Origin of the sequence: Dehalogenimonas alkenigignens, from assembly GCF_001466665.1 — a bacterium.
Classification (GTDB): Bacteria; Chloroflexota; Dehalococcoidia; order Dehalococcoidales; family Dehalococcoidaceae; genus Dehalogenimonas; species Dehalogenimonas alkenigignens.
In genome coordinates this window covers 1,744,242-1,767,304 of sequence record NZ_KQ758903.1, presented here as the reverse complement: position 1 = coordinate 1,767,304, position 23,063 = coordinate 1,744,242, and the positions used below count along the sequence as shown (strand labels likewise).

Annotated in this window: 36 protein-coding genes; 32 read left to right on the top strand and 4 right to left on the bottom strand. The window is 55.9% G+C overall.

The window, feature by feature from the left end; translation table 11 throughout:
- Positions 1-9 precede the first annotated feature (9 nt).
- Entirely contained in the window at positions 10-633 is a 624-nt protein-coding gene (locus DEALK_RS09175) for a hypothetical protein (RefSeq protein WP_244881604.1), read from the bottom strand.
- Positions 634-938: 305 nt separating this feature from the next.
- Positions 939-1,340 carry a helix-turn-helix domain-containing protein gene (locus DEALK_RS09170; RefSeq protein ID WP_083496434.1) on the bottom strand — a complete coding sequence of 134 codons (402 nt, stop codon included), beginning with the start codon at positions 1,338-1,340 and terminating at the stop codon, positions 939-941.
- Between the two features lie 160 nt (positions 1,341-1,500).
- Between DEALK_RS09170 and DEALK_RS09165 the strand changes: the two genes are divergently transcribed.
- The 10 genes from DEALK_RS09165 (at position 1,501) to DEALK_RS09120 (ending at position 8,317) form a co-directional block, all read left to right on the top strand.
- Positions 1,501-1,728: a helix-turn-helix transcriptional regulator gene (locus DEALK_RS09165; RefSeq protein ID WP_058439915.1), complete on the top strand. Its 228-nt coding sequence runs from the start codon at positions 1,501-1,503 to the stop codon at positions 1,726-1,728.
- A gap of 116 nt (positions 1,729-1,844) precedes the next feature.
- On the top strand, positions 1,845-2,828 hold the full coding sequence (locus tag DEALK_RS09160) for a recombination directionality factor (protein WP_058439914.1): 984 nt from the start codon (positions 1,845-1,847) through the stop codon (positions 2,826-2,828).
- Positions 2,829-2,849: 21 nt separating this feature from the next.
- Entirely contained in the window at positions 2,850-5,138 is a 2,289-nt protein-coding gene (locus DEALK_RS09155) for a DUF3854 domain-containing protein (protein WP_058440119.1), read from the top strand.
- A complete protein-coding gene (locus DEALK_RS09150; protein ID WP_058439913.1) occupies positions 5,135-5,380 on the top strand; it encodes a hypothetical protein in 246 nt (81 codons plus the stop codon). The genes DEALK_RS09155 and DEALK_RS09150 overlap by 4 nt, the downstream gene beginning before the upstream one ends.
- Positions 5,377-5,598 (top strand): hypothetical protein, encoded by a 222-nt coding sequence (locus DEALK_RS09145; protein ID WP_058439912.1) that lies wholly within the window; start codon positions 5,377-5,379, stop codon positions 5,596-5,598. Before DEALK_RS09150 ends, DEALK_RS09145 begins: the two co-directional genes overlap by 4 nt.
- Complete coding sequence (locus DEALK_RS09140) at positions 5,577-5,960, top strand: J domain-containing protein (RefSeq protein WP_144437106.1); 384 nt, start codon at positions 5,577-5,579, stop codon at positions 5,958-5,960. Before DEALK_RS09145 ends, DEALK_RS09140 begins: the two co-directional genes overlap by 22 nt.
- Positions 5,961-5,962: 2 nt before the next feature.
- Positions 5,963-6,877, top strand: coding sequence for an ATP-binding protein (locus tag DEALK_RS09135; RefSeq protein ID WP_058439910.1), 915 nt, complete (start codon positions 5,963-5,965; stop codon positions 6,875-6,877).
- 195 nt (positions 6,878-7,072) lie between these two features.
- Positions 7,073-7,858 (top strand): C2H2-type zinc finger protein, encoded by a 786-nt coding sequence (locus DEALK_RS09130; protein WP_058439909.1) that lies wholly within the window; start codon positions 7,073-7,075, stop codon positions 7,856-7,858.
- A complete protein-coding gene (locus tag DEALK_RS09125; RefSeq protein ID WP_058439908.1) occupies positions 7,858-8,103 on the top strand; it encodes a hypothetical protein in 246 nt (81 codons plus the stop codon). Before DEALK_RS09130 ends, DEALK_RS09125 begins: the two co-directional genes overlap by 1 nt.
- Positions 8,093-8,317 (top strand): hypothetical protein, encoded by a 225-nt coding sequence (locus tag DEALK_RS09120; RefSeq protein ID WP_058439907.1) that lies wholly within the window; start codon positions 8,093-8,095, stop codon positions 8,315-8,317. The genes DEALK_RS09125 and DEALK_RS09120 overlap by 11 nt, the downstream gene beginning before the upstream one ends.
- Positions 8,318-8,344: 27 nt before the next feature.
- Here DEALK_RS09120 and DEALK_RS09115 read toward each other — a convergent pair whose 3' ends face one another.
- Both DEALK_RS09115 and DEALK_RS10020 read right to left on the bottom strand, forming a co-directional pair.
- Entirely contained in the window at positions 8,345-9,466 is a 1,122-nt protein-coding gene (locus DEALK_RS09115) for a helix-turn-helix domain-containing protein (RefSeq protein ID WP_058439906.1), read from the bottom strand.
- The gene (locus DEALK_RS10020) at positions 9,459-10,097 is read right to left on the bottom strand and encodes a hypothetical protein (protein ID WP_144437105.1); all 639 of its coding nucleotides are present in this window, start codon (positions 10,095-10,097) and stop codon (positions 9,459-9,461) included. The genes DEALK_RS09115 and DEALK_RS10020 overlap by 8 nt, the downstream gene beginning before the upstream one ends.
- Before the next feature lie 353 nt (positions 10,098-10,450).
- On the opposite strand from DEALK_RS10020, the gene DEALK_RS09110 reads away from it, so the two are divergent.
- The 22 genes from DEALK_RS09110 (at position 10,451) to DEALK_RS09010 (ending at position 23,025) form a co-directional block, all read left to right on the top strand.
- Entirely contained in the window at positions 10,451-10,663 is a 213-nt protein-coding gene (locus DEALK_RS09110) for a hypothetical protein (protein WP_058438714.1), read from the top strand.
- Positions 10,664-10,805: 142 nt separating this feature from the next.
- On the top strand, positions 10,806-11,009 hold the full coding sequence (locus tag DEALK_RS09105) for a hypothetical protein (RefSeq protein ID WP_058438706.1): 204 nt from the start codon (positions 10,806-10,808) through the stop codon (positions 11,007-11,009).
- Positions 11,010-11,045: 36 nt separating this feature from the next.
- On the top strand, positions 11,046-11,240 hold the full coding sequence (locus tag DEALK_RS09100) for a hypothetical protein (protein WP_058439905.1): 195 nt from the start codon (positions 11,046-11,048) through the stop codon (positions 11,238-11,240).
- Between the two features lie 31 nt (positions 11,241-11,271).
- Positions 11,272-11,859 carry a hypothetical protein gene (locus DEALK_RS09095; RefSeq protein ID WP_058440118.1) on the top strand — a complete coding sequence of 196 codons (588 nt, stop codon included), beginning with the start codon at positions 11,272-11,274 and terminating at the stop codon, positions 11,857-11,859.
- 17 nt (positions 11,860-11,876) lie between these two features.
- Positions 11,877-12,377 (top strand): hypothetical protein, encoded by a 501-nt coding sequence (locus DEALK_RS09090; RefSeq protein ID WP_058439904.1) that lies wholly within the window; start codon positions 11,877-11,879, stop codon positions 12,375-12,377.
- Positions 12,374-12,535, top strand: a complete 162-nt coding sequence (locus DEALK_RS10015) for a cytosine permease (protein WP_144437104.1) — start codon at positions 12,374-12,376, stop codon at positions 12,533-12,535. The genes DEALK_RS09090 and DEALK_RS10015 overlap by 4 nt, the downstream gene beginning before the upstream one ends.
- Complete coding sequence (locus DEALK_RS09085; protein WP_058439903.1) at positions 12,532-13,098, top strand: hypothetical protein; 567 nt, start codon at positions 12,532-12,534, stop codon at positions 13,096-13,098. Before DEALK_RS10015 ends, DEALK_RS09085 begins: the two co-directional genes overlap by 4 nt.
- Positions 13,098-13,565 carry a Rossmann-fold NAD(P)-binding domain-containing protein gene (locus DEALK_RS09080; RefSeq protein ID WP_058439902.1) on the top strand — a complete coding sequence of 156 codons (468 nt, stop codon included), beginning with the start codon at positions 13,098-13,100 and terminating at the stop codon, positions 13,563-13,565. The genes DEALK_RS09085 and DEALK_RS09080 overlap by 1 nt, the downstream gene beginning before the upstream one ends.
- A complete protein-coding gene (locus DEALK_RS09075) occupies positions 13,566-14,069 on the top strand; it encodes a hypothetical protein (RefSeq protein ID WP_058439901.1) in 504 nt (167 codons plus the stop codon).
- Positions 14,070-14,082: 13 nt separating this feature from the next.
- A complete protein-coding gene (locus DEALK_RS09070; protein ID WP_058439900.1) occupies positions 14,083-14,838 on the top strand; it encodes a hypothetical protein in 756 nt (251 codons plus the stop codon).
- Between the two features lie 9 nt (positions 14,839-14,847).
- Positions 14,848-16,104: a S8 family serine peptidase gene (locus tag DEALK_RS09065; protein ID WP_058439899.1), complete on the top strand. Its 1,257-nt coding sequence runs from the start codon at positions 14,848-14,850 to the stop codon at positions 16,102-16,104.
- A complete protein-coding gene (locus DEALK_RS09060) occupies positions 16,105-16,296 on the top strand; it encodes a hypothetical protein (protein ID WP_058439898.1) in 192 nt (63 codons plus the stop codon).
- Positions 16,297-16,301: 5 nt separating this feature from the next.
- Positions 16,302-16,610 (top strand): hypothetical protein, encoded by a 309-nt coding sequence (locus DEALK_RS09055; RefSeq protein ID WP_058439897.1) that lies wholly within the window; start codon positions 16,302-16,304, stop codon positions 16,608-16,610.
- Positions 16,611-16,997 carry a hypothetical protein gene (locus tag DEALK_RS09050; RefSeq protein WP_058439896.1) on the top strand — a complete coding sequence of 129 codons (387 nt, stop codon included), beginning with the start codon at positions 16,611-16,613 and terminating at the stop codon, positions 16,995-16,997. It begins immediately after the preceding gene.
- 9 nt (positions 16,998-17,006) lie between these two features.
- A complete protein-coding gene (locus DEALK_RS09045) occupies positions 17,007-17,609 on the top strand; it encodes a hypothetical protein (RefSeq protein ID WP_058439895.1) in 603 nt (200 codons plus the stop codon).
- A 9-nt stretch (positions 17,610-17,618) separates the two neighbouring features.
- A complete protein-coding gene (locus DEALK_RS09040) occupies positions 17,619-18,089 on the top strand; it encodes a hypothetical protein (RefSeq protein WP_058439894.1) in 471 nt (156 codons plus the stop codon).
- Positions 18,089-18,802, top strand: coding sequence for a tyrosine-type recombinase/integrase (locus DEALK_RS09035; protein ID WP_058439893.1), 714 nt, complete (start codon positions 18,089-18,091; stop codon positions 18,800-18,802). Before DEALK_RS09040 ends, DEALK_RS09035 begins: the two co-directional genes overlap by 1 nt.
- Positions 18,780-19,088 (top strand): hypothetical protein, encoded by a 309-nt coding sequence (locus tag DEALK_RS09030; protein ID WP_058439892.1) that lies wholly within the window; start codon positions 18,780-18,782, stop codon positions 19,086-19,088. The genes DEALK_RS09035 and DEALK_RS09030 overlap by 23 nt, the downstream gene beginning before the upstream one ends.
- Positions 19,085-20,560 (top strand): ArdC-like ssDNA-binding domain-containing protein, encoded by a 1,476-nt coding sequence (locus DEALK_RS09025; protein ID WP_058439891.1) that lies wholly within the window; start codon positions 19,085-19,087, stop codon positions 20,558-20,560. The genes DEALK_RS09030 and DEALK_RS09025 overlap by 4 nt, the downstream gene beginning before the upstream one ends.
- Positions 20,561-20,569: 9 nt before the next feature.
- On the top strand, positions 20,570-21,100 hold the full coding sequence (locus DEALK_RS09020) for a hypothetical protein (RefSeq protein ID WP_058439890.1): 531 nt from the start codon (positions 20,570-20,572) through the stop codon (positions 21,098-21,100).
- Positions 21,101-21,358: 258 nt separating this feature from the next.
- Positions 21,359-22,240, top strand: a complete 882-nt coding sequence (locus DEALK_RS09015; RefSeq protein WP_058439889.1) for a hypothetical protein — start codon at positions 21,359-21,361, stop codon at positions 22,238-22,240.
- Positions 22,241-22,260: 20 nt separating this feature from the next.
- Positions 22,261-23,025 (top strand): DUF429 domain-containing protein, encoded by a 765-nt coding sequence (locus DEALK_RS09010; RefSeq protein ID WP_244881603.1) that lies wholly within the window; start codon positions 22,261-22,263, stop codon positions 23,023-23,025.
- The last annotated feature ends 38 nt before the right edge of the window (positions 23,026-23,063 follow it).

Below are 23,063 nucleotides of genomic sequence, written 5' to 3'. Positions count from 1 at the left end.
CCTTTCCCCCTAAAGATGTCTATGGAAAGACTCGATGATTTCCGGATTGATACGTTCGATTTGGGGCTCAAGTAGTCGGACATCACGGGACAGAAGCACCACCAGCGCTACCTTTTCAATTCCTGTCGCCTCGCCCACGATGGGAACAGCAAGCGCCACAAGTTCGCCATCATCGAAATCTTCCGGGCCGCCTAGCGTGATCCGGCGCACTAGGTGGGCTTTTCCCGATTTAATTGTCAGATCAATGAGCGAACCCGGAAGAGCCCGCCTGCCTCGCTTGGGAAACAAACCGTCCAGGCCAAAGACATTCGCTTCAGCATCCTCGTTGCTGCTACCGGTCCAATATGTGACAGCCCATTCCTGGCCTTCGGGGTCGTCCGGCTCGAACAACGCGCCGTAGAAGAAAAGGCGGCTTTGAAGTACTTCCCCCATGCGGAGAAGTACCTGAGATGCACTTTTCGAATACGTCTGAGAAAGACCGTACACATCAAATCCGGAACTGAAAACATCGGCCTTGAATTTCTCCTCGGGCAGTAAAACCGCGGTGGCAAAGCGGTTGGCGGCGAGATGGCGGGCGCTAGTCCTTAGAGGCTCATAACCGGGTTCAATGGTGGAAAAGAGGGTTTCCATCATCTCCCTCAACTCATGAAGGATAGTATTCTGGATACCGCTGACCGTATCATCTTTCCGGTAGTAAATATTGAGTCGCCCATCGCAGATTTCGTGATACCCCCGGACATTCCGGGGCATTTTTTCTAATCCCCTGAGCTCCGCGCCGCAGCATGAAGCGATCGCCCTGATCGATTTCAGATTCAAAGGCAAGTTCCTAAGATAAACCCTCCTGAACTCCTCGGCCTTTTGCTCTTCGGAGGTAGCTCCAGGGCTACCGAACTTTCTCACCAGGTGCTCACAGAAGCCCCGTAGATCGTTTGAGATTTTCACGAATGGGACTCTGGCAGCAACTTCTTTCCCGTGGCCTTTTCGTACATCTCGACGATGAAGCGTTTCACGTCCGTCGTCAGTTCACCGCTCATCCGGGTGCCGGACTGGTAGCGCGGATCGTTCATGACGTAGTTGAAGGCCATCTCCACCTCCTGCTCATCGCTAAGGGTCGAGCTCGTGCTCTCTTCCAGGTAACCAGCCGCTCTTAGAAGGTCCCGGAGCGTCACCTGGTAGACCGGCGCCAGGCGCTTCATGAAATCCGGACCGGGAGGGTTCCTCCGGCCGTGCTCGATTTGGGCTAAATAAGAATACGAGATCCCGGTCTTCTGAGCGACATCTCTTAGGGACAGACGTTGCTTCTGGCGAAGCTGCCTGATATACGCGGCGAAATCCGGCATAAGCCCTCCATGTTCACAATCATAGCACATTCCGGTAACAGTTGCAACATGTTTCCGACAATTATTTGCATCTAATTTGAGATGATTGTGACATAACGCCCTTGACCAGACCAGTTATATGTTTTACTATTGTGCTCACTTCTAATTTCAGGAGTAGCACATGTTCAAGGTGTTATTGAACAGAGACAACCTCGAAAAGGCAATGCTCCGACACAACCTTTCGCGCAAGCTCCTGGCCAAGAAGATCGGGATCACGCCGAGTTACCTCTGCCGCATCCTGAACGGCAAGCAGGCTCCCACAGCCGCCGTGCGTCAGACACTCCTCGACTATTTCAAAAGTTATTCATTCGACGACTTGTTCACCATCGAGGAAAACGGTGATGGTTAGCGAGGCAGAGGAGAAAGTGATGGACAGCGGTCTGCGGATTCTGGCTCGCATGATCGCCCGGCTTTATCAGATGGACAACGCGAATTCCAGGGAAAGTAAGATCGAGGAGGAAGGAAATGCCGATCAAGGGAATCACCGGAGTCATCAGGTTGCCGAGGCTGGGCAAAATCAGGCTGGGACTGACGAAGGAGTCTAGCGAAGGGTTCTCGTACCCGGTCCCGACCGATTACTTCGTCTGCCCGGATGAGGTGAAGAAGGTCTTTGGGCAGTGTCCGACCGAGCTTTCGGTCATGCTGCCGACCGAAAACTCGAACCAATGGGCGAGCCAGTACCTCAGGTGCTATTCGGCCTACCGCGGCCTCATCTGCCGCGGCGATGGCGAGACGGCGGTGGCCAGGGTGAACATCAAAACCGGCCAAATCGCCACCCATGAGGATGCCGAGACCGAGCTTAGGGAAATAGCCTGCAGCCCGAAGTCATGCCACCACTACGAGACCGGTCGCTGCAAGCGGGTGATGAACCTCCAGTTCCTCATCCCCGACTGCCCGGGCATCGGCGTCTACCAGCTCGACACCGGCTCGTACCATTCCATCCTTAACGTGAATAACAGTCTTGACCTCATAAAGAGCGCCTGCGGCCGGTTGTCGATGATTCCTCTTTCTTTAAGGCTCATCGAGAAAGAGGTCGACGTCGAGGGCAGGAAGAAAACGGTTCGGGTGTTGCTGCTGACCTCGCATTCTACTCTGGCCGAGATCCAGAAGCTCGCCCAGTTGCCTCCGAGCGAGGTGCTGCTCCTGCCGCCGCCCGACAGTGCGGCGCCGGACGACCTTTTCCCCGAAGAGGCAATTAACATCAATAAAGAGAATGTCAGGCTCGAAGACGGCGTTACCGAGCGCGACCTCATCAGGCTCTGGGACAAAGCCAAGAGCAAAGTGTGGCAGCTCGACATTCGGGAACACCAGCTCAGGCAGTGGTTTAGCAAGCATTGCAACATCGACGTCGAGATACGGGACTTCAACTGGCCGCTACCGCCGGCGAAATTTTCTGCCGAGGCCCTCAGCCGCTTCCTAAAAGCCGTCGACCGCGACGCCGCCTCCTAGTCGACCATAGCCATGAAAGATATGAGCGGTGAAAAGGCCGCTAGCGGAGGCGTGTTTTCCGAGGCCGCGCCGGAGCTTCTGGAAAGTCACCTGAAGCATCTTTTGGAAGAAACCGGCCTCGACCTCGACGTCATCCGGGAGCGGAAGTACCGGAGCATCGTGTGCAAAGCCGAGCTGGGAAGGTTCGGCTTTGCACCGGCTCAGCAGCGCGTGCCTGGCCTTTTAATTCCCTTATGGGGCGTCGATGGGCAGCCAGCCGGCTACCAGTTCCGGTCCGATAATCCTCGCACCAACACCCAAGGCAAAACGGTCAAGTACGAACTACCGGCCGGCTCAAGCAACCGACTCGACTGCCCGCCGCGCTGCCAGAAAGCCCTCGGAATCCCCAAGGTCCCCCTCTGGATCACCGAAGGCTCAAAGAAAGCCGATGCCCTGGCCGGCCATGGCGCCTGCGCCATATCCGTCACAGGCGTCTGGGGCTTCAAGGGCAAGAACGAGTTCGGCGGCGTCACGCTCCTGGCCGACTGGGATCACATCGTACTGAAAGACCGGCAGGTCTATCTCGCCTTCGATTCCGATATCGCGACAAAGGAGCCGGTGAAAAAGGCACTCTCGCACATCGCCGAACACCTCCGGCGCAAGGATGCCAGCCTTCATATCGTCCAGTTGCCGCAGCTGGAAGGCCAGCAGAAGACCGGCATCGACGATTATCTGCTCAAGCATTCCCTCGCCGATGCCGAAAAGCTCGTCGGGGAGTTTAAGCTGGAGGAAGAAGACAAGGAGCGCTATGTATCCGGCTTCGTCCTCCGCGACGGAACGGTCGGCGAGATGGTGGTCGATGAGGATGAGCGATACTTTATGGTTTCAGTGAACGGCGCCGTCAGAAAGGCTTACCAACATGAGACGCCGAAGGTGACTTATCTGCCGACTCAAGACATGCTGGTCGGTCACGTGGTTCATTTTGCCCCAACGGCCGCGCCGTACGATTCGCAAGCCCGCCTTTTCAGCGAAATCCAAAGGTTCATTCATTACTACCTGGAGCTTCCGGCCGACTTCGAGGAGATTGTCGCTTTATATGTGCTTTTGAGCTGGGTGTACGAGTTCGCCCCCTCGATCCCGTATCTTCGGGTGATCGGCGACTGGGGCACCGGCAAGACGCGCTTTCTGCAGGTGGTTGGGAGTATTTGTTTCCGGCCGATGTTCGCCTCCGGCGCCACCACGCCGTCGCCGATCTTCCGCATCCTGGAGCAGTTCCGGGGGACGCTGGTCCTGGATGAGGCAGACTTCAAAGACTCGACCGCCTGGGCGGAAATGGTCAAACTTCTGAATAACGGCTACCGGCCGGGGATGCCGGTCTTACGGGCCGACAAGGAAAACGGCAAATGGTTTCCGCGCGGCTACCAGGTGTTCGGTCCGAAACTACTTTCAACAAGATTTCCTTTCAGCGATGAGGCACTGGAAAGCCGCTGTCTCACCTCCGAAATGATGCCGCTTACCCGCGACGACATCCCCCGGGTGCTGCCGGCTTCTTTCGACAAAGAGGTCGGTACCCTGCGGTCAAAGCTTTTGACATTTCGTCTTCACAATCTTTGCCGCCTCAGGGGCAAGACCTTCGGCAACGAACTGCTCGAACCGAATCTTCAGCCGCGTCTCCAGGAGATACTCATTCCCATGAAGGCTATGCTTAACGGCGACCACGCCATGGCGGAAGCACTCGGCAGCTTCGTTCACCGGCTGCAGGAATCCCTTTATGCCAGGCGACGGGAAAGCGATGCCGGACGGGTGCTTGCCGCCATGATCGAGCTTGTTGGAGAGGGCGGCGAGCTAACATCGAGGAGCATCGCCACGCGGGCCAACCGGCTCGATGAAGAGGCGTCCGAACTGACGGCGGAGCGGGTGGGGCATCTGACCAAGAGACTCGGCTTTGCCAAGGACCGGGTCGGCAAAGGCCGCCAGAGGCTGATCCGCTGGGAGCCTGAGCGGGCTCAAAGGATCGCCTCGATGTACGGCATGAAACAGGATATCCCCGTATCCCCTGAAAAACCGTCCGCTCCGTCCGAACCGTCCGCTTTAGATACAAATTCGGCGGACGGTTTTGAAGACGGTTTAGTAAACCGTCCGCCGGCTGAAGCTAAATCCCCTGATTTGGCGGACGGTTTGGCCGAACCCCTTACAAACCGTCCGCCAAGCCCCAAAGCTAAGCCCAATCGTGAGGCGGACAGTGCGGACGGTTCGGACGGTTTGGGCGGGTATAAAAGGGGCATCGATATTGATTATGGCCAGGAAGAGTCTTCGGTGAGGGTGAAATGAAGAAAAGGCGATCGCTCTACGACTGCAACCATGCCCGGGTGCTGGGACAGCGCATTTATTGCCGCAGAGGCTACCCCCTGTCCTTCAAGGCGGGAACCGGCAGTTTAGACCTGAAACGCCTCGCCCGCGGCGAACCCCTGGTGCTCGACATCTGCCAGGCCTGTCCTGACTGCGACAAACTTGTCCCGGCCATTCCCCAGGAAGACCGCGGCTGGCTGAAACCGAAAGGAGGCAAGAAGTGATCGATTTTCTGGGAAGGCTCTATGAAAGCCTGTGGCGCCGGGTGGGCGGCCGGCCGTGGACTGAGATTATCCGCGACGACCAGAAGAAATCGCCGCTCGTTTTCATGCTCATCTTCCTCGGTCTGGGATTACTTGTTGCCAGGATCGGCGGCAAATACTGGTGGCAGATCCTCTTCGGCTTCTTCCTGGGCATCTTATGCGGTCATTTCTGGTGGTAAACATGGAAGAGCGTTTCAACCGTATCAAACGGATGCAGCAGAACCTGGCGTACGAGCTTCAGGCTTTCATGGCTGACCTCTTTACCAGTGCCGCGGACCCGGCCGTCATCATCGGTTTCGCCCAAAGGCTTGGGATGGACATTTCGGCGACTGAAAGGGTTGTGGCGTCCCCTCAGCCGGCTTTTGACCCCTACCGTATTCTCGGCTGCGACCGCTCCATGCCGCAAGAACAGGTACGGCGGCGTTATTTGGACCTCCTGAGAAAGGTTCATCCCGACACCGCCGGCATAAAGGGCACCGAGTACCTGACACAGCTTGTCACCGAGGCTTTCAAGAAAGTTTCAAAAGAAAGGGGGTGGTAACGATGAAGGAAGACAACACCCTGGAGCTTCTTTCGGAGATCGCACGGTTTGAAGACTCGGTCGACATGGACAAGGACTACCGCATCGGCTGGGGCTGGCGGCATGTCCGCATCTGGCCGGCGACGCTCTCCCGGCTTTTCAAGGACGGCTACCTCGAAAATGTCTTTCGCTCCAACTCCCACACCGGTTACCGGTTGAGCGAAATGGGCAAAAGCCTTCTTTCAGCCGAAAACGCACCCGCCGAGACGCGCCAGGAACCAAACCTAGCCGAGACTGACACTCTTTTCGGGGACATCATCGGCCATGACGGCGTGAAAGAGCTTCTGAGGGCGTCGCTCCTTGCCGAAAAGCCAGTGCACGTCCTTCTGACCGGGCCGCCGGCGCTGGCCAAGACGCTCTTTCTGTGGGACATCGAAAGGGCCGGGGGCGAGAAAGCCATCTGGCTGGTGGGTTCGGCGACATCGAAGGCCGGGCTATGGGACCTGGTGGCCGAGCGGGAGCCGGGAATCCTTCTCATCGACGAGATCGACAAGATGAACGCCGCCGACACCGCGGCGCTTCTCACCATGATGGAAGGCGGGCGGCTCGTTCGGGCTAAAAGAGGCCGGGAGCTCAACCTGAGCAACCCACTTCGCGTCATCGCCGCCTCCAACAGAAGCGAAAAACTGTCGCCGGAGCTGAGGTCTCGGTTCGCCATCCGTCAACTCCTTCCGTACGGCCGGGCGGAATATCTTACCGTGGTACAGGGCGTGCTGGTGCGATGCGAAGGCTTAAGTCCCGAGCTTGCCGGAGAGATTGCCAGCCGCCTGGACGGCCTCACCCAGAATGTCCGCGACGCCATCAGGGTGGCGCGCCTCGCCCCTCAACTCGGCGTAGAAAAGGCAATCGGATTACTTTTAGGAGGAGAAACAAAATGAGCCCCTGGGCGACTCGCCGGACGATGGGGAGGGGGTGACCCCCGGGGGAGGGGAGGCCGGAATATTAAGTCAATTTCGGGTATCTACAGGCGGGTATTTACAGCGGGTATTTACACTGTAGTCACGGCCTGTACGTTCCACAGGATGGTTCATTGACCTTTTACCCGGTGCGGCGCCGGTCACAGGAGGCAGGAAGTGTACACATGCAAGATCTGCAACAGGAAGTTCAAATCGATTAAGGCCCTCGGCGGTCATACGTCGGGCGCCCATCCGGTGAATAAGGATGAACAGCCCATGAGCGAAAGCAAGACCCCCGAACAGGTGGAAGTAAAGGTCGATGAAGAAAGCATCGCCGCTGAGATCCGGGAGTACCTGGGTCAGGGTTACAGCTTCGAGCAACTCACCAAAGACCTTCACTTTAAGGAAAGAACGGTCCGCCAGGAGCTGGCCAAGATGATCCCGGCAGCCGACGCCCAATCAAGCGCCCTGCCGGCGACGTACAAGCAGAGCGAGGTCATTTCCCCGGAGGCGGTCCTGCGCCGATACATGGGCGACAGCTACGAAGAGGAGTGCGAGCTCCGGGGCATGATGAAGCTCAGGTCATCGATGCTTCTTGTGATGGAGCTCGCCCAGATCCAGAAGACCCAGGCCGAAGCCGAGGCCAAACGCTTCGAGCCGCTTCTTCGGATGCTGAACGCCTCCCGCGAGGAGCTTGATGCCGCCGCGGCCAGGGCCCGGGGCGCCAGTTCGGAAATGGCCAGGGAAGCGGCTCAGGAGGCGGTCGGCGGTGTTTTGGGCTACATCGAAGAGAAGTTACCCAAGGGACCGCCGCCGAAGACGGTTGACGAGGCTTACACCAAAAGGATCGACAAGGTGATGGATATGGTGTGGGGCATCATGGAGCAGCAGATGTTTCCAGGCCGGGGTGGCGGCGGCGTGCCGGAAGGCTGGGAGACAGAACAACAGAAAGGAGGCATGTAATGTTTAATCCGGGAATGGCTGGCATCAACCGGCAGCAAATGGAGCAGGCTCAGGAGGTCGGGCGCCATATGGGCATGGAGATCACCAAGCGCCGGAAGGAAGGCCGACTCGAGGTCAGGTTCTATCTCCTGGACCCGAACGAGAAACTCGACCTAGGTGAGCCGGTGGACAAGCTGTGCGAGCAGTTGGCTTGGGGCTTTTCCACGATGTTCGGCATCAAGGGCAAGATCATCAATGTGGAATAACTACTTCACCTTACTCGCTCTCGCCGCGCTCCTGAGGGCCGATTACGAGATGCGAAGACCGCCGGAGGAGACGTCTCCTCCGGCGGTCTCTCGATCCCTAAGTGAAGACGTGCTGGCAGCTAGACGGAGAGAGTGGGCGGCAAAGGCGGTGAAGCGTTACGCCGAAGCCCAGGACAAGAAATGGCGGAACTGGCAGGAGGCGATGTTTGACTAATGCCGTTGTCTTAATAATTATTTAGGTTCAGTTATGACGATATTCATTGAGAATTCTTTCGGCTTCTTCTATCGCTGCCTTAACTTCGTCTGCTTCACTGCTATCCGGAGCTCCAAAGTATAATCTACACACTTCATGTTCTTTTAGTTTAAACAGTGATGCCAGTTCCTTTACTGAATAACCCATTTCGTTGCAGTACACACCAATGATTTCTTGCAGCAGCTTGGGTTCTTCTCTAAGTAAGTCTAACTCAACAGGTTCTCTAGTTCGATAGCCAGCCTTCCCCATTTCGATCCATAGTGTCTTGGCGTGCCGTTCAGTAATCGCTTCAATATCTTTGGCTCTCTTTAACAAGGCTGCCATCGATACCTTCCAATAGGGCTTCAATGCTGCTAATTTTGGGAGGGTTAGGTCCATAAGAAATGGCCTAATTTCATCTTCCGGCATTAGAAACTCAGCTGCGAATTCATTTGCCTGTTCTTCCTGATAAGGATTAGGGCCATTTTGATGCATTACCATATGCCCTAATTCATGGCACAGAGAAAAGCGAGTACGGTCAGTCGGAAAATCCAGACCCATGAAAAAAAGGGGAGGCATATTTGCGGGCCATCGACTCGTGGCATCCACTAAACGGCTTTCAAATTTTATTGGAATTACGATTCCCCTTGCTTCTTCAATTGTTTTAATCACATTTCTGATTGGGCCATGTGGTAACTGCCATTTGGCTCTAACTGATCGAGCGATGTCGCGTACATTCCCATCGAATTCATAAATATCATATTGAGGTATTTCAATATCACCGAGATTTACACCCCGAAGCAGAGATTCAAGGTTCAAGCGATTAATTTCAGTCCAAGCCTGATTCTTGTCCCTAGCCTTAACGGGGATTTTCGAACGGCACCGATGAAACACTTCATTGATACCCGGCCCGCATATTCTTGCACTTTTATAAAAAAATAAGACCGGGTAATCAAGTACTTCTGCTAGCCTTTGCGCAAATTCGATGCTGACTTCTTTTAATCCAGCCTCAATCTTTGACAACCATCCTGGTGACACTGAAAGGAGCTGCGCTAGCTCAGTCTGCGTGTATCCTCGAGATTGTCTCGCCAAAGCCAGCATCTCAGGATTAAAGGGCGCACTATTAGTCATGAGTTTCGGTTACTCCTAATAGATCTGATTGAATCTTGGGTGTGACCTTTTTTGGTTGGACTCGAGGCGAATCTGGCTCAACCGGAACATAATTGTTAGCCACAATGGGTAAGGGAGCGAAACCGATTGGAAAGATCCAGCGATTGCGTTTTCCATCAGGGCAAGTGATGAAACAACCAATTCCTGTCTTTAGTGAGTTTTCTCTATATCCTACAATTAGATGAGTGATATCGTCTGGCATATTAGTAAAACGAAGTTGAGTTCCGTATTCAGGTGGGCAGAGTTGCCTGTTAAAGTTTATCACTGTTCGAGTAGGGATGTTACTCGTCAGAAGGTTTTGGTTTAATTTTTTCATTTTAAAGATTAGCTTGTTTTCGATCAAAATTTGATATCGCCCATGGATCTTGATTACCCTGATGGCCGATCCTGGTGTTGGAGGAAATAGTGTCTTGGCGTAATGGATCATCCTGTCGTTAATAAAACTAGCCTTTGTGCAAGGCGTACTAGTAGCCCTTCCGTTTTCTGATACTTCAGTGAACCAGTCCTTGAATGAAGACGATGCACAATAGGCAAGATTGCTAGCCAACTCGGGAGTGATAATCTCCGTAGCCTCGTCCAGAGTAATAAACATTTGAAACCTCACGACTTGGATTCTATGGAAGTGATTTTATCATAGATGCTGACCAGAAGCAATATAATTGTGACCAAAATTGTGACCTTGATATCGATCAAAGCTAAAATACCCTCAACCTATTGACAGGCTAAATACGGCCTGTATAATCTGAAACCGTAAGCCTCGTGAGCTTGCCGACTGAAGTTGGCTCACGAGGCTATTTGCTTTCAGTGGCAGCTCACAGGCTTCAACAAGGGGTCAGCACTCTGGATCGGCTAGGTTCAGGCTGACCCCTTTGCCTTTCCGACCAGGGTGAACCCCGAAAACTGTCCCGGCCGCGAACGGACCGAGACTAAATAGGAGGTGCCCGTATGGGTAAGTACGCCAGCTGGAACGACCTGGAAAAGAATGTCCCCGTCGCCTATCAGGAGAAAGCCACCCCCGAAGCCTTCCGCACCGGCATGAACGGCATCGCGCCGTCCGGCCTCAAGGTCAAGGAAGGCCGGGTTAGCCATTATCGCGACGGCGTCGACGGCAAGGGTCCGGTCATGGTTAGCGGCTACAAGCGCGCCATGTTCGAGTAGCGCCACCTTCGCCTGATGATCTCCCCTGGAGGCTAGTTTTCTATCCCTCACCGCTGTCGCGGCGGCGGTGAGGGGAACAGCTCGGGGGAGACGACATCAGGCTAGCGCATGAGAATCAACCGAAAGCAACAAGGAGAAAGCGATGTACAGGACACAGCAAATCAGCGGGCCGTTCGCGCCGGGCCAGGCGGGTCCGATGCAGGTGGCCGGACCTTCGGCCTACTACCCGTCCCAGACCACCGATCCCTTTTCGGGGATGTTTTCCGCCATGATGCCCATGATCATGATGGTGATGATGATGGCTATCATCATGCCCATGATGAAGGGCGTCACGTCCAAGGACTGAACCAAAACGAAGTCGACTACAGGAGGTAGCTAAAAAATGTATCCCGCCCAGCAGTTCAATACCCAGCAGGTCCGCCCGCAGCAGTACCAGTATGGCACCGTCGGCGGCTACTATCCCCTTCAGACCACCGACATGACCAGCATGTTCTCGGCCATGATGCCGATGATCATGATGGTGATGATGATGGCCCTCCTGATGCCGATGATGAAGGGCATCACTTCAAAGTCTTAGGCGAGCCCGCTAGACAGGAGGAATGAAATTCATGACGAAAGAGAATATCCCGCAGCAGTACCCGGGCTACCCCGGGGCGCGGCCTCCCAAGGGCTGGGTGCCTCCGCTCGGGCAGTCGCTGGCCCTGATCGGCGTCTACGACAACGAGTCCGGCGCCTGGATGGGCTTGCCGCTCCAGGTCCTCCGGGAAGCCCTGCTTAACGCCGAGGCCATACATACCGAGGATAGGATCGACGAGCGCGACAAGGTCGAGGTGACGATACCCGACGCATCCGCCCAGGACACGGTCAAGACCGTTGAGCTGGAGGTGCCAGCCGGCGAGGTCTGGTTCCTGAACCGCCTCAACCTCATCACCGAGGCCGAGGTCTCCGGCAACGTCCGCGTCTCGAAGTTCCCGAAGACGGACGCCATCGATAAGAAATACCTGGGCACCGACCAGGCGGCAGGTAATGACGAGAGCTACGATCTGGCCGAGGCTGGGCAGCTCGGCGCCGATCTCCGGCTCATCGGCGGCGACAAGCTCTCGGTGATGGCCACTGTGACCGCCGCCGGAGGCACCACCGCCGCCCGAAAGGTGACCCTCAGTCCGTACGGCCGCAAGGCCAGGCGGCTAGTCTAAGCGTAGGGAGGTTTCCCATGCCCTATGCGATGGTGCCGCAGGGCTACCGGGCGATACCTCTGGGAATTGCCGGCAGCATAGAAGGACTGGGCGCCTTCGCCCCGCTCGAAGAGAGCTCAGACGAAGGCGCTCTTTTCTTGGCCCGGCTCGATTTCGAGGCATTCCCCTCGGCCGAGACTTTGGTACAGATAGAGCAGGCTTTCAACGACGCCGGCGTCGAGCACTGGCCCGGCTACAGCTTTATCGTCCATGCCGATCCCGATAAACCTGCCGTCTATCTGGCCTGGCAGAAGGGATTCGCCTGGCTGCCGGTCATCGCCGGGATTATCGGCTTCATCGCCCTGCCGCCGCTGGTTGGCACCGTCATCTGGTGGCTCATCCCGGAGGATGTGAAGAATCTCATCAGCAGCCTCATCAACATAGGCATGATGCTTCTGGTCATGTTCATCCTGATGCAGGTGATGAAGCCGCTCACGGCACCTTCAAAACCCAAGAAACTACCCGAGGCAAAATCGTGACCAGCTATCCCGCAGAGTACAACACCTTTCAGCCGATGTTCTGGCAATCGGCGTTTTCGGCTCTAATCGGCGTCGCCATGATGGTCGCCCTGGGCGCCTGGGCTCTATCCACCGTGAGAAAAGCGCTCAAGGGCGAGGACGTAGAGTTCCCGCTATGAGCCAAGCGTCATCGGTTATGGGTGGAACGCTGGGCGACGTCTTCTGGGACCTGCCGCCGTGGCTCTACTATACCCCGGGCTACGACCTCGGACTTTCTGTCTATGTGGCCAATCCAACGGACGTCGACAAAGAGTATGCCCTCTTAGCCAGGCTGTCGCGGGACACGACCCAGATCAGCGAAGAGGCCCTGCCGGTCTTCGGTTACACCTGGTTCAAAGTCGAGCCGGGGGATGTCGCCAAGCTTAAAGGCGCTCTGCGTTTTTCCGAGACCAACGCGGTTCTTACGCTGCTTCTATACGAGAAAGATTCCGGCGAGGTCATCGACTCGGCGGCCACCATGCTGGTAGCGCCTAGCAGTTCGGTTCTTCCGCCTGCTTGGCCGGGAGCGCCGGTGAACACCGGTTCTTCGGGATTCGACTTGAGCCAAATGATGGGCATGATATTGCCCGTTTTGATGCTGGGCATGGTGGCATCGGCGATGCAGCCCAAAAAGGATCAAACCAAACGGCTCGAGCCGGGAAAAGAGCCGGTGAAACAGTTGCCGCTGGGGAGGGGAAGCTGATGCCTGGCGAGTTCTACGTCGAGGACAGCAAAACAAAGGTCTCTCTGAAGGCTATCGAGGCGGCTATCGCCAGCCTCGAGGGGAGAGTTGAGGCGGTGAGGAGCCAGACCGACAAGCTTGCCGGCGAGGTGCCTTACGTTGGTTTCGCCGTCGCCGACTGGCAGGTCGCTGAAAGCAACCTGATCGTCGTGGGTGCGCCCGGAGCGAAATACAAGCTGCACGACCTTTCGCTCGGGATCCAGAACCTGGCCGGAACCCAGGTAACAGTCCGGTTGTACAAGAAGATAAACGGCGTGGAGCGAAGAGTTTACGAACAGTCTTTCGATGCCGCCGCCGACGGGCCGGGCCTCCCGGTGGTGAACGGAAGTTGGGCGATCCACGACACACTAAGGATAACCGTCCGGAGCAACGACCCGGCCGACAACGGCAAGGCGGTCGACTACGACTTTCTGCTGGAGGCCATGTAGGTGAGCCTTTTCGTAAGAGCAAAATCGGGAGCAACCAGGCTGTCGGAAATCGAGATCGATACCGACAAAGACTGGGGCGGGAAGCTCATTCGCAACCTGGGCGGGATCGACGCTCTGATGCAGCCGGGCGACATCATCTACCGGGGTCAGGCCGTCTTCGAACGCCTGCCCATCCAGTACGGCACCGGCTACAACGTCCTCAAGGCGCTTAACCAGGGCGGCGGCCGGCCGGGTTGGCTGGACATCCAGGAGCTGATCGCCTACATGACCGGCGCGGTCAACCGCGTCGCCGACCCGCCGCTCCTCGTCATGCCGAGACCGTCCATGCTCCTTACGGCCGCCGAAGATCACTCGGGCGGCGCCTTTACAGCCGGGAAGGCGCTTTCTGTTGCGGCGCCGGTCATCGCGGTTTCGAGTGAAGCCAATGTCGAATTGGCTCAAAGCAGAGCCATGACGCTCGCAGTTCAGGCGCCGAGCATCGGTGTTACAGCACAACTTGTTTAGGAGAAAAACGAAAATGACCGAACGATTCTATATTGAAGACCCGAAGCTGGAAACCAAGTACCGCCGCTTCGAAAAGCTGGGCACCGAACTCAAGCTGCCCGTTTTCAAGACTTTTCTTGAAATGGAGGTCTTGGATCGTGATGGCAAAACCATCCACGCTCACAAGCAGCGGAGCCACTCCTGGAACCGCAACGCCTATAACTTCCTGTTCTCCCAGATGGCTGCCTACGGCCTCACCGGTACCAATTTATTCGAAGCCGGCGCTATCTCCCTGAAGTGGACCAACGGCAACATCTACCCCAACGGCTCAGGTTGGGGTTTGAATAGAGTCGCCGGCTGGGATGAAAACGTCGATGTAAACACGCGGTCAACCGACACCGGGTTGCTAGCTACCGCCGGTACGACGGATAAAAGTATCATCGTCGGCACCAATAACTTTCCCGAATCGTTCGACGGATACGTCCTGGGGGCTCCGATCGCCAACGGCTCAGGAGCCGGTCAGATGGACTATGCCCAGTCGGATCTCCATTCGATTACGTATGACGCTCCCACCAAAACCCTCACCGACACTTTAATCCGTTATATCAACAACAACTCCGGTGCGGACATCGGAGTGAACGAGGTCGCCCTGTACGGCAAAGTTAAATTCTACTCGGCCGGGACCGGCCCGATCATGTTTTCCCGCGACCTCCTGGCGTCAACCGTCACCGTGCCCAACACCGGTCAGCTCAAAGTGACCTACACCATCCAGCTGGCCTATCCAGCATAAGGAGATGAAATGCGCTACGCCATCATTCCAAAAGGTAAAAGCCTGACCGATATCGAGGTCGAAGCAAAAAAGATCGGCGCCCGGAACCTGAAAAAGGCGGAGGTCATCGGCCAGGTCTTCTGTGAACTGGACCAAGCCCAGGCCGAGAAACTGGCCGCGGTCCCGGGTCTGGTGCTTAAACTCCTCAAGGAATACGGCACCAGTCAGATGACCGCCCAGGCGCCGCCGGCCGAGAGCATCTCGGACGTATTCTATCTTCTCCGGGGCTATTTTACCCCGGCGATCACCGGTACCGGCCTGACTGTGGCTGTATTAGATAGCGGCGTCCGTAAGACCCACCGGTCGCTACAGGGCAAGGTGGTCTATGAAGCGAACTTCACCGAATCGCCGACGGCTGCCGACGTCTTCGGACACGGCACTCAGGTAGCCTTCACCATCGCCGGTGGAATGCACGCCCTGGGTGAAAACGCCGGTGTCTCGCCCGGCGCTTCCATCATGAACATCAAGGTCATCGGCGACGAGGGTATCGCCTCGGACGAAGCCATTGTGCTGGGCATCGACCGGGTGTGCGACCTCGCCGAGCAGGCAAGGACCTCCGGGCTTTTACCGACCGACGACCTCTATCCCAATGTGATAAACCTCTCGCTCGGCGGCGAGGATGACGGCGATCCGGACAATCCGGTCCGCGTGGCCTGCCGCATGGCAAGCGTTGAATACGGTCTCGATGTCATCGCCGCGGCCGGCAACACCGGACCCAAGATGACGACGGTGATGCTACCGGCCTGCGAGCCGGAGGTCATCGCCGTGGGCGCGGTAGAGACATTCGGTGAACTCCTTGTCTGGGAGAGATCCTCGCGAGGCCCGACCGTCCAGGGCGAGACCAAGCCGGATTTCGTCATTTGGGGCACCAACCTCGAGATGGCCTCCGATAAAAACGACGAGGACTTCCTGGTGAAGTCGGGAACAAGCTTTGCCGCGCCGATGCTTGCCGGACTCACCGGCCTCCTCTGGGAGAGTGGCCGCAGGGCTTACGGCGAGGGTTGGGGCTACCGCTGGACGGCGGCCAGGGAAGTGGCGCCGTGTTTTTCGACCAAGCCGCAGGACGCGCCTCTTGGCAAGGACAATGCCTACGGCTACGGCCTGCCGGCCATGGGCGCCATGCTCGGCCAGGTGATGAGCAGCGCTTCGCCAAACAACCAGACAACGGAAATGGTTCAAATGATGACCGCCATGATGATGATGGCCGGCGTAATGGGAGCGATATAGATGAACAAAGGAATGATTGCAGCCATCGTCATTGAGCTTGTGGGCATCGGCGCAACCGGCGTCGGCATCGGCATCGAGCTGGCAAGTTCTGTCGATTACGGGTTGGTGGTCACCACCAGCGGCAGCTGCCTCATCGCCATGGGCGGCGTTATCTGGGGCAAGTTCATCTGCATCAACCGAAAGAAGGACTGACGGCCATGGAGAGACTGTTTATCGCATTGGCAGCCCTCTTCGGAGGTATTGTCGCCGCGGCCCTCGGCTGGCTTGAAAGCAAAGAGGCCTTCGACCTGCGGAAGTTCGGGGGGTCTATCGTCCGGTCACTGATCGCCGGGGTGGTGTTGGCTCTTGGCTCTAGCCTCGCCGGTCCGATCGACGTTGCCGCGCTTTTTTATGCATTCCTGGGCGGCGCCGGCGTCGACGTCATCGGCAACAGGCTCTCCGGAAACTTCGGCAACGGCAGTTTCCCATTGGCTCGGGAAGCTCCGGAGGATCCTGAGGAGAGTTAAATGGCGCAGTACGCCGATATCATCTCCATCGATGCCTCGTCCGAAGCCGCCTCCGGCAGCCGGGTGGAAATTACAATTCGGGTGAAGAACACCTACTCGGCACCGATCGCCATCAAAGTGGCGGCGACGCTGGAATACGGCGCTCCGCCCTACCCGGGCACCGTTATCCCGGTGGACTGGACCAACGTCGATGCTCAGGTTACCTGGCCGTTTTCCGGCTATTTTTACATGCCCGGCCAGAAAGTAACCGTTCGCGTTAAAAGCTTCTGGTACGGCGCCGACGGAGTGTGGTATGCCGACGATGAGATGACAAAGACGGTGAATCTCGCCTCAGTCGGATCCCCAAATATCTCGGACTTTCGCATCGCCGATTTTGCCAAAACATAGGAGGAACACATGGTTCTCAAGAAACTGGAACTCGAACTTAGACCCTTTACCGCTCAGGGAGAAGGCGCTGTTGCCCTCGCTGAAGACCCAACATTGCCCGGCTGGTATGTCGATCCGGCGACCGGCCAGCGCGTCTTTTTCGATCCGGTAGCCGGCAAATTCTTCACCGCCGCGGGCGGCGTCTACATCCCCCTCGGTTACATGAATCCGGCGCCGAAGCAGGTGGCCGTCGCCCCCGGTGACCGGCTCATGGTTTCGATCTCATTCAAGTACACCGGCCCGGCGGTCAGCGGCGTCACCGGATACTACTGCATCGGCACGAACGGCATGTTCGGCTTCGATGAAAAGCTGGTGCAGCAAACGACATTCAGCATCCCGCAGGTGACGACTCCGCCGTCGTATCCCAATGTCACCAACTCCTACGTGTTCACGATCCCATCTAACGTCGACACCAACTGGGACGACATCTACGTGAAGATATTCGGCGGCAGTCCCAGCATCGGCGGCCAGGCGACGACGAACTACCTTTTCGGCTACGAAAACGCACTTTTAGTCGCCGGGATCCAGCCGACGATTTCGGAGTTCAAGATCTCGGACTTCGCCAAGGTGTAGGAGAGGATCGTGGTACTCGATATCGCATTTGCGCCGATGGCGCTTTCACCAACTACCTTCAATGCCGGGGACACCGTCCGGGTGACGGTGTCCTTCAAGTACGTTGTTGGCGTGACCAAAACGGTGAAGCTCCTGGCCGGTCCCTATTCGACAAATCTTTTTGGCAAGCACATGGTGGATGTCTGTGTCGGTCTGGCCGACCTCGTCCTTCCGGCCAGTTCGACACCGGCCGAGGGGAACGGCACGGTCGATTTCCTGCTTGTGCCCAAGTCAAGCGGTGGCATCGACGACGGCACCTTCGGCCTCCGCGTCTGGATCGAAGACACGAACGCCGTGGCCGAACAGGATGCCGTTATCATCGTCTCCGGCAACTCTTCGGGCGGCGACATGCTCTCAGGGATGATGCCTATGCTCATGATGCTTCTCATGATGGGCATGATCTTGCCTATGACGCAAAATCTGGGTGAGGAGTCGGGCTAGTGGGCAAGGCTTACCTGGAACCGGGCGACGTGGCCAAGCTCGAAGACGCGGCGCAGTATCTCCGGGACCGGTTGTTGATCCGGCTCTTGTTTCACCTTGGCTGCCGGGTGTCTGAGGCCCTCGCGCTTCGGCTCAAGGACATCGACATCAGACGCGGCACGGTGACCATCGAGCACCTGAAGTCTCGAATCCTGTTGTCCTGCCCGGGCTGCAGTGCGCGTCTGGGCAAAGGCCACAGGTTTTGCCCGGGGTGCGGGCAGGGAGTAGAGAAGGCGGTCGCCCAGGAGAAAGAGCATCACCGTTACCGGACAATCCCGGTGGATGAATTGACCTTGTCTTTACTCAAGGAATACATCGGCCGCGGCGGCGCCGTCGAGAGGAACGGCGAAAAGCAGCTGTTTGATCTCCGGCGCAACCGCGCCTGGCAGATCGTGAAAGAGTGCGCCGAGCGCGCCCGTCTTCCACGGTTGGTGAACGCCGAGAGCGGCAAGACCCACAACGTCTCGCCTCACCGGCTCCGCGACGCCTTCGCCGTTAATGCGGTCAAGGCGGATGACTCGGGCGACGGGCTACGGCTGCTGCAGGAGCATCTTGGCCACCGGAGCATCGTCACCACCATGAAGTATCGCAAGGTCTCGGGTGAAGAGCAGAAGGAATGGTACCGGAAACTCTGGCAAGGAGGACAAGCTAATGGGCAGATATGCCAATCATGAAGAATTCGGGGTGAACGCTCCCGTAAACTACCGCGAGGACACGACGAGCGAGATCTATCTCGAAGGCATGTCGGCGATCGCGCCGCCCGGTATGAGGCCGCGAAAAAGCCGCGGCGAGAAATTCGAGGAGAAGACCGATTTCAAGGCCTCGGCGAGATGGCACCGTAACTTCGACCAGGCCATGTTCGGCGGATCGGATATTGGAGATACAGACTTCGAAAGCCGACAGATGGTGCTTGAGAGCAAGCGAAACGGTATCAAGCGGATCCCCGGGAGGCGCGGGTGAGCGGCCAGGTGAAGATAACCATCAAAGACAGGGAGTGGATCGCCGCCGTGGCGGCCACCCCTTGGGAACTAACCCAGGGACTGGGCGGGTTACCCGGGCTTGCGGCCGGGACCGGAATGTTTTTTGACCTTGGGTCTTCCCGGGCTATTGAAGTGACGACCGTGCCGATGCTGTTCCCGCTGGACATCGTCTTTCTCTCCGAGGACTTCACCATAACAGAGATCTATCGTGATGTCTCGCCTGGCTACCTGGTCAGTTCGACTTCGCGAGTTCGTTACTTCATCGAGCTGAATGCCGGCGAGCTGGCGGAAATCGAGGTTGGCGACGAGGCTTCAGTGAACTGGCTTTCGCTTCAGGAATCGCCCCCGGCCGCGCCGGATTGGCCAAGCACTATTGCATTGCTCGGCGGTTCCCTGGCGGCCGGGGTATTCTTGATTGGCTTGTCCCGCTATTTCTCCGATTCCATCATCGGCTCTTCAGGATCAAAATTGCCGACGGCAGCCGGGGCGCCATCAACAAAATGCGAGATCATCACTCCGCGAAGCTACGACCTGATGAGCTGGGTCGGTGCTCCGGTGCCGGATTACAGCTTTTCCATCGAGCCCGAGGCTAAAGAGCGCTGCATCGATGAGGTCTTGAAAAAGCTCAAGGACGGCGTCGATACCATCCAGTCCAGCAGCCATTTCCGGAACTTCCTGCTCACCATGTCGAAATTCCACGACTATTCTATCGGCAACCTCATTCTCATCGCCTCCCAGAATCCGAGCGCCACCAGGGTGGCCGGCTTCAACACTTGGAAGGACCTCGGCCGCTGGGTGAAGAAGGGCGAGAAGGGCATTGCCATCCTCGCGCCGTGCCTGCCACCGAAGTCGTCTTTGAAAGCCGAACCGGTTGATGAACACGAAGGCAAGAAAGACGACGAGGAAGAGGAGAAACAGGAATTTCTGCGGACGATCTACTTCAAGGTCGTCTACGTCTTCGATCTCAGTCAGACCGAGGGCAAGCCGCTGCCCGAATTTGAGGTTCCTGTGCTCACCGGCGAAGCCAATGAGGAGCTTTTCGGCGACATCACGCACCTCGTCCGCAGTGAAGGCGTGCATGTCGGGTTTGACTCTAAGCCGTACCAGGATCCGGCCATCAAGGGCTTCTTCTCCGGCAAGGAAATCTGGGTCAGGCCTGAGGAATCACGAGCCCAGCAACTGAAGACGCTGATCCACGAGGTAGCCCACTACTATTCGGAGGGAGTGTTCCACATCCCGAGACGGGATGCCGAAACCATCGCCGAAAGCGTTGCCTTCGCCGTCGGTGCCCACTTCGGGTTCGATACCGGGACCAGATCCTTCCCCTACGTCGCTCTCTGGGCGCAGGACAGGAAAGTCCTTGAGCGAAATCTGGCCTCAATCTGCCAGGTGACTACCAGAATCATCGAAGGCCTCGAATCCCTGGCCAAAAAGCCGGCAGGGGTGGCTTAGAGCATCTCCATGGAAATGGAACTGAGACCGAGTCGGGGCGGCTTCCTCCGGCCGTTCGGCTGTGGTTGGTTTATCCGGGAATACCTCCTGGGGAACGGGCCAGAGGGTTCGCCAAGGATTGATCCGGAAAAAGGCGCACCGCAAGCGGATATCAACTACGAATACAAGGAAGCGCTAGCCAGGGCGACGGCCAGGGAGCGGGCGGAACGGATCATCAGCAAACAGGTGGTTCGCGGCGTTGATGTCACCGAGGAACTCGCCGAGGAGATCTATCAAAAGCAATTGAGGAAGGTATCGCGGAAGTTCACCCACATGCGCTACCACTCCTTTCTAATGTACTTCGGGGTATTGAAGAGGTTGGGGTGGGTTGAAACCACTGAGCGGACTGAGGCTTCCTCAATTCAAGAACATTACTCTGATGCTCCTAGACGAGTTTACTATCGATTAACAACTAAAGGCCGGATTGTCTCAGATCAGGCATGGGCAAACCCGCTGTTCACCTTATACCCAGAGATCGGGCCGAGTCACATCAAAAAGTAAACTTCTTTATCAGCTCGCTGAACCCTCAACACCTTGTTGTGCTTTGAGAACGTTTGAAACGATTAAAGCTATGATACAATGACGGCGAAATTGGTTCTGGGGAATGGGGGAATCAAAATGAGATCCAAGGCACTTTATTTTCCCTATATCAGCCCTCCACAAGGCCGTTGGTTGTACCTAATGTTGCTTTATTGGGACCAATTGAGTTCTATCTCTCCGTATGAATCTCTACATTCCCGAAATCGGCTTCCCCCGCATATGTATCAACTCGTTGAAGAGGGATTGATAAATCCAATTATTCCCGCAGAGTTAATTGGAGACATTGAGGATTTCGGTCAACCGTTTTTAGGTTTTGTTGAGAAGCGAATTCGGACCAGAAAAACTCAACGGCATCATTCTCCGGTGAGAACTCCTATTCATGTCGAAAAACTCGGCCATATTGCCCAAAACCTTGTCGAACTGGGGGTTGCTTCTCCGGCCAACTACCCATGGTATGAGATGGATTCCTGGGTAGCTAATGCTTTTATGTCTTATCTAGCGTGTGTGCTCGGTAGTTTACCTGAAGTTAACAGCGTTCCAATCACAAATGAGGAATCCTGCTTTCAGGTACTTGGCGCCGGTGGATATAAACAGTACGCCCGACTAGATTCACATAGAAGGGTAATTCTCGAAGATTTATTTCCTTTTCCGATGGGCGATATCGACATCCCAAGCATCATCAAGTTCAAGCAAAAACACGGTGCTCAACTTGACCGCTTCAGGAATAAAATCGAAGGGCTTTGCGTTGATCTGTCTGTTATCGCTGAAAGTGACTTACGGGAACAAAGGAGCCAAGCAATAACACAAGAATTGAGGGAAGAGATTGACGATATTTCAAGCCGACTGCGGGAGTCATGGGGCGAGGTTGTCTTCTTAGATATATTGCCAATTCTCGGCGCGAGCGATTCGTTCGTGAATGTACTTCAAGGAGATCACACAATATCGAGTGGACTTGGTTCCCTTTCACTACCTGCCGCAATCGTTTCTTATCTGGGACGAAGACGTGATAGAAACTCGTTGCTCAATCGTCCTCTTGCCTATGGCGCATTACTACACCGCCATTTCTCAAAGACTACCGCCCAAACCAAGCGTGACACTTAAGCATGCGATTCACATAAAATATGGGCAACGAGAAAGACAAAGTTGAAATGATATTAGCCGGCGTCGACCTTGCATGGAAAAATGAAAAGAATCCTTCGGCGGTTTCATTAGGGGAGTTATCAGGAAGCCAGCTCACCGTCACTAAAATAATCCCCGCAGTAATAGGATTCGACCGATTGAGTTCCTTGCTTCTCTTCGAGAACAAACTCCATGGCGTTGCAATAGATGCGCCGCTTGTCATAAACAACTATTCGGGGCAACGTGAGTGTGAGAGATTAGTAAGTGTCGACTATGGAGCACGTGGTGCTTCGTGTCATGCTTCAAATTTGGGAAATTACCCTGAACCAGCGGGGGTCAAGCTATCACTTTTCTTGGAAGCCAAAGGCTATAAACATCTTCGCAACGCGGGAAACTTCAGGTTTCAAATTGAATGTTACCCTCATCCTGCAATAATCGAGATCTTCAAATTGCCGGAACGATTGACCTACAAAAAAGGTCAGGTCGAAGTTAAGAGACACGGGCAAGTGATGCTCGCGAACTATATAAAGGCCCTTGGCCGATCAAATGTTGTTTCCCTTTCAATTTGCGATGAGTATCAAAAGTATCTTGACGACCATTATATTTGGTCACTTGCCGGACAGGCACTAAAAACAAATGAAGACGTGTTAGATTCGATAATTTGTTTATACATCGCAGCTTTGTTTTCTCGCCTTGTTCCATATCAATGTTACGGTTCCACCGAAAATGGTTATATCTACGTTCCCAAACAACCCTGTATCATTTGATCCTTATTCTTATCAGGCATACGATTCTGTGGCTAGGA

Coding starts and splice junctions, on each gene's coding strand:
- DEALK_RS09095 (WP_058440118.1), top strand. CDS start 11,272: ATGACGAAAGAGAATATCCCGCAGCAGTACCCGGGCTACCCCGGGGCG.
- DEALK_RS09090 (WP_058439904.1), top strand. CDS start 11,877: ATGCCCTATGCGATGGTGCCGCAGGGCTACCGGGCGATACCTCTGGGA.
- DEALK_RS09030 (WP_058439892.1), top strand. CDS start 18,780: ATGGGCAGATATGCCAATCATGAAGAATTCGGGGTGAACGCTCCCGTA.
- DEALK_RS09080 (WP_058439902.1), top strand. CDS start 13,098: ATGCCTGGCGAGTTCTACGTCGAGGACAGCAAAACAAAGGTCTCTCTG.
- DEALK_RS09085 (WP_058439903.1), top strand. CDS start 12,532: ATGAGCCAAGCGTCATCGGTTATGGGTGGAACGCTGGGCGACGTCTTC.
- DEALK_RS09110 (WP_058438714.1), top strand. CDS start 10,451: ATGGGTAAGTACGCCAGCTGGAACGACCTGGAAAAGAATGTCCCCGTC.
- DEALK_RS09065 (WP_058439899.1), top strand. CDS start 14,848: ATGCGCTACGCCATCATTCCAAAAGGTAAAAGCCTGACCGATATCGAG.
- DEALK_RS09105 (WP_058438706.1), top strand. CDS start 10,806: ATGTACAGGACACAGCAAATCAGCGGGCCGTTCGCGCCGGGCCAGGCG.
- DEALK_RS09115 (WP_058439906.1), bottom strand. CDS start 9,466: ATGACTAATAGTGCGCCCTTTAATCCTGAGATGCTGGCTTTGGCGAGA.
- DEALK_RS09010 (WP_244881603.1), top strand. CDS start 22,261: ATGGGCAACGAGAAAGACAAAGTTGAAATGATATTAGCCGGCGTCGAC.
- DEALK_RS09045 (WP_058439895.1), top strand. CDS start 17,007: ATGGTTCTCAAGAAACTGGAACTCGAACTTAGACCCTTTACCGCTCAG.
- DEALK_RS09155 (WP_058440119.1), top strand. CDS start 2,850: ATGAGCGGTGAAAAGGCCGCTAGCGGAGGCGTGTTTTCCGAGGCCGCG.
- DEALK_RS09175 (WP_244881604.1), bottom strand. CDS start 633: ATGATGGAAACCCTCTTTTCCACCATTGAACCCGGTTATGAGCCTCTA.
- DEALK_RS09135 (WP_058439910.1), top strand. CDS start 5,963: ATGAAGGAAGACAACACCCTGGAGCTTCTTTCGGAGATCGCACGGTTT.
- DEALK_RS09100 (WP_058439905.1), top strand. CDS start 11,046: ATGTATCCCGCCCAGCAGTTCAATACCCAGCAGGTCCGCCCGCAGCAG.
- DEALK_RS09015 (WP_058439889.1), top strand. CDS start 21,359: ATGTATCAACTCGTTGAAGAGGGATTGATAAATCCAATTATTCCCGCA.
- DEALK_RS09165 (WP_058439915.1), top strand. CDS start 1,501: ATGTTCAAGGTGTTATTGAACAGAGACAACCTCGAAAAGGCAATGCTC.
- DEALK_RS09050 (WP_058439896.1), top strand. CDS start 16,611: ATGGCGCAGTACGCCGATATCATCTCCATCGATGCCTCGTCCGAAGCC.
- DEALK_RS09070 (WP_058439900.1), top strand. CDS start 14,083: ATGACCGAACGATTCTATATTGAAGACCCGAAGCTGGAAACCAAGTAC.
- DEALK_RS09160 (WP_058439914.1), top strand. CDS start 1,845: ATGCCGATCAAGGGAATCACCGGAGTCATCAGGTTGCCGAGGCTGGGC.
- DEALK_RS09170 (WP_083496434.1), bottom strand. CDS start 1,340: ATGCCGGATTTCGCCGCGTATATCAGGCAGCTTCGCCAGAAGCAACGT.
- DEALK_RS09140 (WP_144437106.1), top strand. CDS start 5,577: ATGCGGTCATTTCTGGTGGTAAACATGGAAGAGCGTTTCAACCGTATC.
- DEALK_RS09150 (WP_058439913.1), top strand. CDS start 5,135: ATGAAGAAAAGGCGATCGCTCTACGACTGCAACCATGCCCGGGTGCTG.
- DEALK_RS09125 (WP_058439908.1), top strand. CDS start 7,858: ATGTTTAATCCGGGAATGGCTGGCATCAACCGGCAGCAAATGGAGCAG.
- DEALK_RS10020 (WP_144437105.1), bottom strand. CDS start 10,097: ATGTTTATTACTCTGGACGAGGCTACGGAGATTATCACTCCCGAGTTG.
- DEALK_RS09120 (WP_058439907.1), top strand. CDS start 8,093: ATGTGGAATAACTACTTCACCTTACTCGCTCTCGCCGCGCTCCTGAGG.
- DEALK_RS09055 (WP_058439897.1), top strand. CDS start 16,302: ATGGAGAGACTGTTTATCGCATTGGCAGCCCTCTTCGGAGGTATTGTC.
- DEALK_RS09060 (WP_058439898.1), top strand. CDS start 16,105: ATGAACAAAGGAATGATTGCAGCCATCGTCATTGAGCTTGTGGGCATC.
- DEALK_RS09020 (WP_058439890.1), top strand. CDS start 20,570: ATGGAAATGGAACTGAGACCGAGTCGGGGCGGCTTCCTCCGGCCGTTC.